Here is a 9346-nt window from a genome sequence, read left to right as displayed (position 1 = left end):
GCGAACCGACATGCTGACCAACACGACCCAAAGCTACGGCATCCTGGCCCGCGCGCTGCACTGGCTGGTGGCGCTTCTGATCCTGGGCGCCGTGGTCCTCGGGCTTTATGCCAACAACATGCCCACCGGCTCGGAGACCGAGGCCGCGGCGGCGATCCGCATCTTCTCGCTGCACAAGACGCTTGGCATGGCCGCCTTTGCCGCGGCCCTGCTGCGCATCCTCTGGGCGCTGGTGCAGCCCCATCCGGTGCCGCTGCATCCCCAGAAACGGCTTGAGACCTTCGCCGCGGCGGCGGTGCACTGGGCGCTTTATGCGGCGATCGTGGTCCTGCCCCTCTCGGGCTGGGTGCATCACGCGGCCCAGCCCGGATTCGCGCCGATCCTGTGGCCCTTTGGGCAAGGCCTCGTGCTGGTCGGCCCCTCCGAATCGCTGGCGCGGGTGTCGGGCCATGTGCACCACCTAGCGGGCTGGGTGCTTTACGGAACGCTTGTGCTGCACATCCTTGGCGCATTGAAACATGTGCTGATCGACCGGGACGCGACGCTGGGGCGGATGACGCGCGGCATCGCCGCCGGCAGCCCCGCCCTGATCCGGAGGGCAAGCGTTCTGGCCCCCGTCGCGGCACTTCTGCTCTGGGCCGGCGTCATCAGTTACGGCGCCCTTTCGGCGCGCCCCTCGGATGCCGCGGCCCCGCCGCCCGCCGCGCAGTCCCAGGCACAGGCCGAGACAGGCGGCAACTGGCAGGTGCAGGGCGGAAGCCTGTCCTTCGAGGTGATGCAAATGGGCAGCGCCGTCACCGGAAGCTTCCCCAACTGGACCGCCGAGATCGCCTTCGATCCGCAAACCGGCACCGGGTCCGTCCTCGTGACGATCAATACGGCAACGCTGTCGCTTGGCGCGGTCACGGATCAGGCCAGGGGGCCGGAATTCTTCAATACCGAAGCCCATCCCGCCGCCCTGTTCCGCGCCGATATCGCGCCCGAGGGTGACAGCTTCGCCGCCATCGGCACGCTGAGCCTGCGCGGGGTGGAGCTGCCCGTGCGCCTGCCCTTCACGCTCGAGCTTGCAGAGGGGAACGCGCATATGGAAGGGCAACTGACCCTGGATCGGCGCGATTTCGGGATGGGGGTCAGCTATGGCGACGAATTGACCGTGGGCTTCGGCGTCACGGTCCGGGCGGTGCTGGACGCGCGGCGCACCGACTGAGCGCGCCGCAACCCGCACATGAAAAAGGCCGCCGAACCCCGGCGGCCTTTCACTTTTTCCCTGACGGAGCCGGCTTACTCGGCCTTCATCGCCTCGATCGAGATCAAGACCGAAACCTCGTCGCCGACGAAGGGCGCGAACTGGCCCATGTCGAAATCCGAACGCACGATCGTCGTGGTGGCGTTGAAGCCGACCCAGGGCGCCTTCGCCATCGGATGCTCGCCCATCTGCGTCATCTCGGCTTCCAGCACGACCGGCTTGGTGATGCCGTTGATCGTCAGATCGCCGGTGATCTTGCCGGTTTTCTCGCCGGTGACCTCAATCGCGGTCGAGGTGAAGCTGATTTCCGGGGCCTCTTCCGCGCCGAAGAAATCGGCCGTCAGGAAATGCGCCGTCCGCTCATCCCAGCCGGTGATCAGCGAGGCGGTCGGGAAGGCCACCTCGACCGAAGAGGCCGCCGGATCCTCGGCATCGAACCGGATCGTGCCCTCGAACCCCGAGAACATGCCCGTCGTGGTCGAGAACCCGAGGTGGCTATAGCTGAACACGATCTGGCTGTGGCTGGGATCGAGCGTATAGGTCTCGGGGGCGGCGGCGGCAGCCGAGGCAAGGCCGAAGGCAAGACCGGCGGCCAGAAGAACGGATTTCATTCGCAAAACTCCTTGGTGAATGCGTTGCACGCGGGAACATGCCGTCCCCGCCCCGGTCACTCAATTCACCGCCACCAAACAGAGGCTGTTCGCTCATGCACGGATCCCAGGGCCCTTGCGCACCATTGAAACGCGCGCGTCTTGCGGCTAGGAGGGCATTCCCCCCAGCGACATGACACCGATGCCCGACACCCCCGCCCCCCAAAGCCGCGCCATCGCCAGCGTGGACGACCTGCTGCAAGCCCGCCTTGCGCCGCCAGACGCGCGCGCCGGGCTTGAGGCCGTGGCGCAGGAGTTCCGCATCCGCCTGACGCCCGAAATGCACGCGGCCATCGCGCCGGACACGCCGCCCGCCGATCCCGTCGCGCGCCAGTTCGTGCCCGATGCCCGCGAATTGCAGATCCGCCCCGAAGAGCTGCACGATCCGATCGGAGACGCCACCCACAGCCCGGTGCCGGGGCTGACGCATCGCTACCCCGACCGCGTGATCGTGCACCTCACCCAGACCTGCGCGGTCTATTGCCGGTTCTGCTTCCGGCGCGAGACCGTCGGCGCTGACGGCGCCCTGCCCGAGGCCGAGCTGCAAGCCGCGCTCGACTATATCGCCGCCCGCCCCGCGATCTTCGAGGTCATCCTGACCGGCGGCGATCCGCTGGTCCTGTCGGCGCGGCGGCTGGATGACGTGATGCGGCGGCTTTGCGCCATCCCGCATCTGGGCGTGGTGCGCGTGCACAGCCGCGTGCCCGTGGTCGCGCCCGAACGCATCACCCCCGCCCTGATCGGCGCGCTGAAGCGCCATCCCGCCAGCCATGTCGTGGTGCATACCAATCACGCGCAGGAACTGACCGGCGCAGCCCGCGCGGCGCTTGGCAGGCTTGTCGATGCGGGCATTCCGCTTCTGTCCCAAAGCGTGCTCCTGCGCGGCGTGAACGACGATGCCGACACGCTCGAGGCGCTGTTTCGCGCCCTGATCGCGCTGCGCGTGAAACCCTATTACCTGCATCACTGCGACCTTGCGCGCGGCACCGGCCATTTCCGCACCACCATTGCCGAAGGGCAAGCCATAATGGAACGCCTGCGCATGCGGCTTTCGGGCCTGGCACTGCCAAGCTATGTTATTGATATTCCTGGCGGATACGGAAAGGTTCCGATCGGGCCGGACTACGTTCAGCCCGAGACCGAGCCCGGCGCGCACCTGCTGCGCGATCCGCGCGGGCAGACCCACCGCTACCGCGACCCCGCGCGCTGAGCCCATGAAAAAGGGCGCCCCGCGGGGCGCCCTTTCGCGTCACTCCGTGCCCGATCTCAGCACGAGTAATACATCTTGTATTCGATCGGGTGCGGCGTGTGTTCGTAGGCGTAGACCTCTTCCCACTTGAGCGCCATGTAGCCCTCAAGCTGGTCCTTGGTGAACACGTCGCCGGCCAGCAGGAAGTTGTGATCGGCCTCCAGCGCCTCCAGCGCCTCGCGCAGGCTGCCGCAGACGGTCGGGATCGCGGCGAGCTCTTCGGGCGGCAGATCGTAAAGATCCTTGTCCGAGGCCGGGCCCGGGTCGATCTTGTTCTTGATGCCGTCAAGGCCGGCCATCAGCAGCGCCGCAAAGGCAAGATAGGGGTTCGCCGAGGGATCGGGGAAGCGGGCTTCCACGCGCTTGGCCTTGGGCGACTCGGTCCACGGAATACGGACGCAGCCCGACCGGTTGCGGGCCGAATAGGCGCGCAGAACGGGGGCCTCGAAGCCGGGGATGAGGCGCTTGTAGCTGTTCGTCGCCGGGTTGGTCAGCGCATTGAGCGCCTTGGCGTGCTTGAGGATGCCGCCGATGAAATACAGCGCCTCTTGCGACAGGTCGGCGTATTTGTCCCCCGCGAACAGCGGCTTGCCGTCTTTCCAGATCGACATGTTTACATGCATGCCGCTGCCGTTGTCGCCCTTCATGGGCTTGGGCATAAAGGTCACGGTCTTGCCATAGGCATGGGCCACGTTGTGGATGACGTATTTGTATTTCTGGATGTTGTCGGCCTGCTCGGTCAGCCCGCCGAAAATCAGGCCCAGCTCGTGCTGGCAGGTCGCCACTTCGTGGTGGTGCTTGTCGACCTTCATGCCCATGCGCTTCATGGTCGACAGCATCTCGCCGCGCAGATCCTGCGCCTCGTCGACCGGGTTCACCGGGAAATAGCCGCCCTTGTGATCGGCGCGGTGGGCCAGGTTGCCCATTTCCATTTCGGTATCGGTGTTCCAGGCGGCGGCTTCGGCGTCGATCTGGTAGGCCACCTTGCCCGGCGTCACCGAATAGCGCACGTCGTCGAAGATGAAGAACTCGGCCTCGGGGCCGAAATAGGCCGTATCGCCGATGCCCGAGCTTTTCAGGTAGGCCTCGGCCTTGGCCGCGGTGCCGCGCGGGTCACGGCTGTAGGGCTCGCCCGTGTCGGGCTCCACCACGTTGCAATGCACGCACATCGTCTTTTCGGCATAGAACGGGTCGATATAGACCGAACCGGCATCCGGGATCAGCTTCATGTCCGACTGGTCGATGGATTTCCAGCCCGCGATCGAAGAGCCGTCGAACATGAAGCCTTCTTCAAAGAAGTCCTCGTCGACCAGATCGACCACCAGCGTGACGTGTTGCAGCTTGCCTTTCGGATCGGTGAAGCGGATGTCGACATATTCGACCTCCTCTTCCTTCATCAGCTTGAGAGCGTCCTTGATCTTGCTCATGTGACTTTACCCTTTCGTTGAGCATGGGTCCGCGGGCCGGATGGCCCGAATTCGAAATTGTTCAGAGCGCGTCGTCGGCCGTTTCGCCGGTGCGGATGCGAATCGCCTGTTCCACCGGAGAGACGAAGATCTTGCCGTCACCGATCTTTTCGGTGCGCGCCGCCGAGATGATTGCCTCGATCGCCGGTTCGACCATGTCGTCGGGCAGCACCATCTCGACCTTCACCTTGGGCAGGAAGTCCACGACATACTCGGCCCCGCGGTAAAGTTCGGTATGGCCCTTCTGGCGGCCGAACCCCTTCACCTCGATCACCGAAAGACCCTGGATGCCGGCCTCTTGCAGCGCCTCTTTGACTTCATCGAGCTTGAAGGGCTTGATGATCGCCTCAACTTTCTTCATGCCGCCGACTCCCCCTTTGGTGCGTGTCGCACCCTCACACCACTTTCGCCGCCCCCCCGCAATCGGCTAGCCTCGGCACGGCAAGAGTTGCATCCGGATTCCCGGCGTCATGCCTGTTTTTTGTGCTTCTCGCGCTTTTATGCGGCGTTTTGAAAACATTTACGGCTGGAAAATGAGCGAAATACTGACAAGCGCCCAAATGCGCGCCGTTGAAGAGGCCGCGATCTCCTCCGGTGCGGTTTCCGGGCTGGAACTGATGGAACGCGCCGGACGCGGGGTCGTCGAGGCGATCTTCGAGCATTGGCCAGAGCTGGAAACCACCCCCGGAACGGCCTCGGTGTTGTGCGGGCCGGGCAACAATGGGGGCGACGGCTTCGTGGTCGCGCGGTTGCTGGAGGCGATGGGGTGGCAGGTCGACTGTTATCTTTATGGCACCGCCAACACGTTGCCCCCCGACGCGCGGACGAATTACGACCGATGGGCAAAGGACCACCCCGTCCCCTCGCTCACGGCGCTTCTGAAGACCTGCCGCACCGGCCCCGGCCGCACGGACAGCCTGTTCATCGACGCAGTGTTCGGGATCGGCCTGACCCGCCCGCTGGCAGACGATCTGCGCGGTGTCTTCGCCGCCCAGTCCGGCGGAAGGCTGGCCCGGCATTGCGTCGCCATCGACATCCCCTCCGGCCTTGATGCCGATAGCGGCCGCATGCTGCGCCCCGAGGGGCCTGCCGAACCGGACGCGCCGGGATGCGTGGCGGATCTGACCGTCACCTTCCACGCCCCGAAACCCGGCCATCTTCTGGCGGAAGGGCCGCGCCATTGCGGCCGGCTTGTCGTCAAGTCCATCGGCCTTGCGCCCGCCGGGAAGACCGGCGCGCCGCTTCAGCAGATCGGCCCGGACACGCTTTCGGCACACCAGCTGGACAAGCGCGAAAGCGGGCACAAATACACCCACGGCCATGCGCTTGTCCTGTCGGGGGGGCCTGGCAAGGGCGGCGCGGCGCGGCTTGCGGCGCGGGCTGCGTTGCGGGTGGGGGCGGGGCTTGTCACCCTCGCCTGCCCCGAGGCCGCCCTGGCCGAGAACGCGGCCCGGCTGACCGCCGTCATGCTGGCACCCCTTTCCGACCCCGCGGCACTGGGGGATCTGCTTGTGGATGCGCGCCTGAACGCGCTGTGCCTTGGCCCCGGTCTTGGACAGGATGCCGCCCGCGCCCTGGTGCCGGTCGCGCTTGCCTCACGGCGTGCAACGGTTCTGGATGCCGATGCACTCAGCGCCTTTGCCGATGACCCCGCGCAGCTTTTCGCCCGGCTGCATGCCGGCGCCGTGCTGACCCCGCATATGGGCGAATTCCGCCGCCTCTTCCCCGATCTGGCCAAGCAGCTTCAGGCCCCGCCCCTGCGGGGGCCCGCCGTCTCGCGCCTCGATGCGGTGCGCGCGGCCGCCCGCCGTGCGGGCTGCACCGTTCTGCTGAAGGGCCCCGATACCGTGATTGCCGATGGAACCGGCGCGGCCGCGATCCATTCGGCCACGGGCACCGGGGCGGCGCCCTGGCTGGCCACGGCGGGGTCGGGCGATGTTCTGGCGGGGTTAATCACCGGCCTTCTGGCGCGCGGGTTTTCCCCGTTCGAGGCGGCCGGAACCGGCACGGTCCTGCATGTGCAATGCGCCCGGCAGTTTGGCCCAGGCCTGATCTCCGAGGATCTGCCCGAGCAACTGCCTGCGGTCTTCCGCACGCTCGGCCTGTAACCCGAGGGAGCACGTTTTTCCACTCGCCACACGGCGCGAGCCTTGCTAGAAGGCCCCCCGATGCGGGTGTGGCGAAATTGGCAGACGCACCAGATTTAGGTTCTGGCGCCGTAAGGCGTGGGGGTTCAAGTCCCTCCACCCGCACCATTTGAAATCACCGGGTTTCGCTTTGATGCCTCACCGCCTGCCCCGGTCGCTTCGACAAAAGGCCTTGGTTTGCTTCGTGGCCTAGGCCAGTTGATCAGCACGACCCCCGCGATGGCGGCAACCAGTCCAAGACCCACGGGAAACGAGAAACTCTCGTCCAGAAACGCCATTCCCAGGATCACGCCGATCCCCGCGCGAAGGTAGCTTTGGCTGGCCACACCCATTGACCCAAGGGTTCGGACCAGACGGAAATAGATCAGAAGGGCAACACCGGTGCAGGCAACCGACAAGACAACCGCCGCGCCAATCGCCATGAAACCCGGTGACAATGTCCAAGGGCGCTCCAGCACCAGAGCAAGCGGGACAAGAACCATCGATGCCCAGATCATCGTTCCCGTCGCGGTCGCTACGGCACCGATATGGCCAAAGCGATTTCCATAGATGGCTGCACCGGCATAAAGCGCGGCCCCGACGAGACAGGCGATTTGCCCGGCGACCTGATGACCAAGGCCACGCAGCGCATCCACGCCCACAATAAGGATCACGCCGACTATACCAAGGGCGGCCCCTGCCAGCTTTCGCCCCCCAAGCGTTTCATGACGTGTGACAAATGCCGTTATCAGCAAGACGAAGATCGGAGAAGTCGAGTTGAGGACACTGGAGAGGCCGGCATCGACATATTGTTGCCCCCACGCCAGAACCGTCCACGCGCCAATGCTGTTGAACACGGCCTGCAACAGAAGCATCCGCCATGTGCGCAGATCGCGCGGCAATGTCTCGGCGCGGCCGCGCATGATGAGCAACAGGAAGACCGCCGCCCCCAGAACACGGAATGCAATGAGCGTGACAGGCGGTATTTCGGCCACTGCCACCTTTATGAACAGGTAGGACGCCCCCCAAAGGAGGGCCAAAAGCCCCAGCAGCGGCAATTCGGTCCGCAGTATGGCCGAATTCATGGCCGGTGGGCCCTTTGGCTATCGAACGGGGCCGCGGCGCGGTCGAACATGCCATAATCCCGAATGACGCTTGCGATACGAAGACGATAATCGTCAAAGACCCCGCCGCGCCCTTTTTCCTGCGCCGTCCTGTGCGCACTCAGGTTGCGCCAGCGTTCGATGGCCGCCTCATCCTCGAAGAAGGAAAGCGACAGGATCTTGCGCGGATCGGTCAGGCTCTGGAACCGCTCGACCGAGATGAAGCCCTCGATCTCGTCCAGCAAGGGGCGCATTTCGGCGGCGATGCCGAGGTATTCCTCTTTTCGCCCGTCGGCGGGTTCGACCTCGAAGATCACCGCGATCATGCCCGCTCTCCATGCGGAGCCGAGGCAAGCTTCAGGAATGTCCGGTCCTCACGCAGCAGGAATCTCTCCTTCTGGGCGAAGGCATAGTTCTCGCGGCCCAGCGGGTCGTCCGCCAGACGGGCACGATAGGCTTCGTATTCCGCAAGGCTGGCGACATTGTAGATGCCGTAGGCAAGTGTCGAAGACCCTTCGTGCGGGGCGAAATAGCCAATCAGATCAGCGCCGCAGCGCGGGATGGCCTGCCCCCAGTTGCGGGCATATTCCGCAAACTGGGCCTTCTTCGCCGGGTCGATGTGGTAGCGGATGATACAGGTCAGCATGGCTGTCTCCTTCGGGATGTCTTCCGGCAGACTAGAGCATTGCGAGCAGCCAATACTTCGATTATTGTCGAAGGATGAAAGAAGGCCCCGATATTGCCCGCGTCGCCGCGCTGATCGGCGATCCCGCGCGCGCCAACATGCTGACCGCCCTCATGAGCGGGAAGGCCCTGACGGTAAGCGAACTTGCAGAAGAGGCCGGGGTAACGATCCAGACGGCCAGTTCACACCTGTCGAAGCTTGACGAGGGCGGGTTGCTGCGCCCCAGAAAGCAGGGACGGCACAAGTATTTCGGCCTTGCGAGCGACGATGTCGCACATGTTCTCGAAGGGTTGATGGGGCTTGCGGCCGGGTCGGGACATTTGCGCAAACGCATCGGCCCGAGGGATGCAGAACTGCGCCAGGCCCGCGTCTGCTACAATCATCTGGCCGGCGACAAGGGAACGCAGCTGTTCGACAGCCTGATCGCGCAGGAATACCTCAGGCATGACGGCGAACATATCGTGCTGACAAAGGCGGGCGCAGCCTTTGCCGAACGTTTCGAGATCGACATCGACGGTTTGCGAAAGGCCCGCGCCCCGCTCTGCCGGGAATGCCTGGACTGGAGCGAGCGCAGATCGCATCTGGCAGGAAGCCTGGGCCGCGCGTTCCTCGGCCGTTTCGAGGAACTGTCCTGGGCAAAGCGGGACCAGAAAACACGCGTCGTGACGTTTTCGGCCAAGGGCGCAAAGGCGTTCGACGTAATGTTTCCGGTCAGCCGGTGATCCCTCCAGTCACTGCGCAGCGAAGACCCTTCCGGGTTTGACAGATATGACACCTGTGCTATTTCTGAGGGAGCAGGGGTAGGCAAGAACCCCGTGAGG

At 64.9% G+C, this 9346-nt stretch carries 10 protein-coding genes and 1 tRNA gene; 5 read left to right on the top strand and 6 right to left on the bottom strand.

What is annotated here, in order from left to right:
- Window positions 1-10: 10 nt before the first annotated feature.
- A complete protein-coding gene (locus AC4PTO_RS06475; RefSeq protein WP_492732912.1) occupies window positions 11-1207 on the top strand; it encodes a cytochrome b/b6 domain-containing protein in 1197 nt (398 codons plus the stop codon).
- A 74-nt stretch (window positions 1208-1281) separates the two neighbouring features.
- Here AC4PTO_RS06475 and AC4PTO_RS06470 read toward each other — a convergent pair whose 3' ends face one another.
- Window positions 1282-1857, bottom strand: coding sequence for a YceI family protein (locus tag AC4PTO_RS06470; protein WP_492732911.1), 576 nt, complete (start codon window positions 1855-1857; stop codon window positions 1282-1284).
- 181 nt (window positions 1858-2038) lie between these two features.
- On the opposite strand from AC4PTO_RS06470, the gene AC4PTO_RS06465 reads away from it, so the two are divergent.
- Entirely contained in the window at window positions 2039-3106 is a 1068-nt protein-coding gene (locus AC4PTO_RS06465; RefSeq protein ID WP_492732910.1) for a lysine-2,3-aminomutase-like protein, read from the top strand.
- A 56-nt stretch (window positions 3107-3162) separates the two neighbouring features.
- Here AC4PTO_RS06465 and glnA read toward each other — a convergent pair whose 3' ends face one another.
- Both glnA and AC4PTO_RS06455 read right to left on the bottom strand, forming a co-directional pair.
- Window positions 3163-4572 (bottom strand): type I glutamate--ammonia ligase, encoded by a 1410-nt coding sequence (gene glnA, locus AC4PTO_RS06460; protein WP_492732909.1) that lies wholly within the window; start codon window positions 4570-4572, stop codon window positions 3163-3165.
- 61 nt (window positions 4573-4633) lie between these two features.
- The gene (locus AC4PTO_RS06455) at window positions 4634-4972 is read right to left on the bottom strand and encodes a P-II family nitrogen regulator (protein ID WP_492732908.1); all 339 of its coding nucleotides are present in this window, start codon (window positions 4970-4972) and stop codon (window positions 4634-4636) included.
- 172 nt (window positions 4973-5144) lie between these two features.
- Between AC4PTO_RS06455 and AC4PTO_RS06450 the strand changes: the two genes are divergently transcribed.
- Both AC4PTO_RS06450 and AC4PTO_RS06445 read left to right on the top strand, forming a co-directional pair.
- A complete protein-coding gene (locus tag AC4PTO_RS06450) occupies window positions 5145-6719 on the top strand; it encodes an NAD(P)H-hydrate dehydratase (protein ID WP_492732907.1) in 1575 nt (524 codons plus the stop codon).
- 62 nt (window positions 6720-6781) lie between these two features.
- Window positions 6782-6866 (top strand) — tRNA-Leu (locus AC4PTO_RS06445).
- Here AC4PTO_RS06445 and AC4PTO_RS06440 read toward each other — a convergent pair.
- From AC4PTO_RS06440 to AC4PTO_RS06430, 3 genes are read right to left on the bottom strand one after another with little or no spacing between them, the layout of a single operon-like run.
- Window positions 6845-7795 (bottom strand): DMT family transporter, encoded by a 951-nt coding sequence (locus AC4PTO_RS06440; protein WP_492732906.1) that lies wholly within the window; start codon window positions 7793-7795, stop codon window positions 6845-6847. The two genes, AC4PTO_RS06445 and AC4PTO_RS06440, sit on opposite strands and share 22 nt — an antisense overlap.
- Before the next feature lie 23 nt (window positions 7796-7818).
- Complete coding sequence (locus tag AC4PTO_RS06435; protein WP_492732905.1) at window positions 7819-8166, bottom strand: antibiotic biosynthesis monooxygenase family protein; 348 nt, start codon at window positions 8164-8166, stop codon at window positions 7819-7821.
- On the bottom strand, window positions 8163-8486 hold the full coding sequence (locus AC4PTO_RS06430; protein ID WP_492732904.1) for an NIPSNAP family protein: 324 nt from the start codon (window positions 8484-8486) through the stop codon (window positions 8163-8165). Before AC4PTO_RS06430 ends, AC4PTO_RS06435 begins: the two co-directional genes overlap by 4 nt.
- 74 nt (window positions 8487-8560) lie before the next feature.
- Between AC4PTO_RS06430 and AC4PTO_RS06425 the strand changes: the two genes are divergently transcribed.
- Window positions 8561-9247, top strand: coding sequence for an ArsR/SmtB family transcription factor (locus AC4PTO_RS06425; RefSeq protein WP_492732903.1), 687 nt, complete (start codon window positions 8561-8563; stop codon window positions 9245-9247).
- Window positions 9248-9346: the final 99 nt, after the last annotated feature.

This window comes from Rhodobacter maritimus, assembly GCF_058747975.1.
Note: the sequence above shows the minus strand (reverse complement) of the source record. Positions and strands in the feature narration are given on the sequence as shown.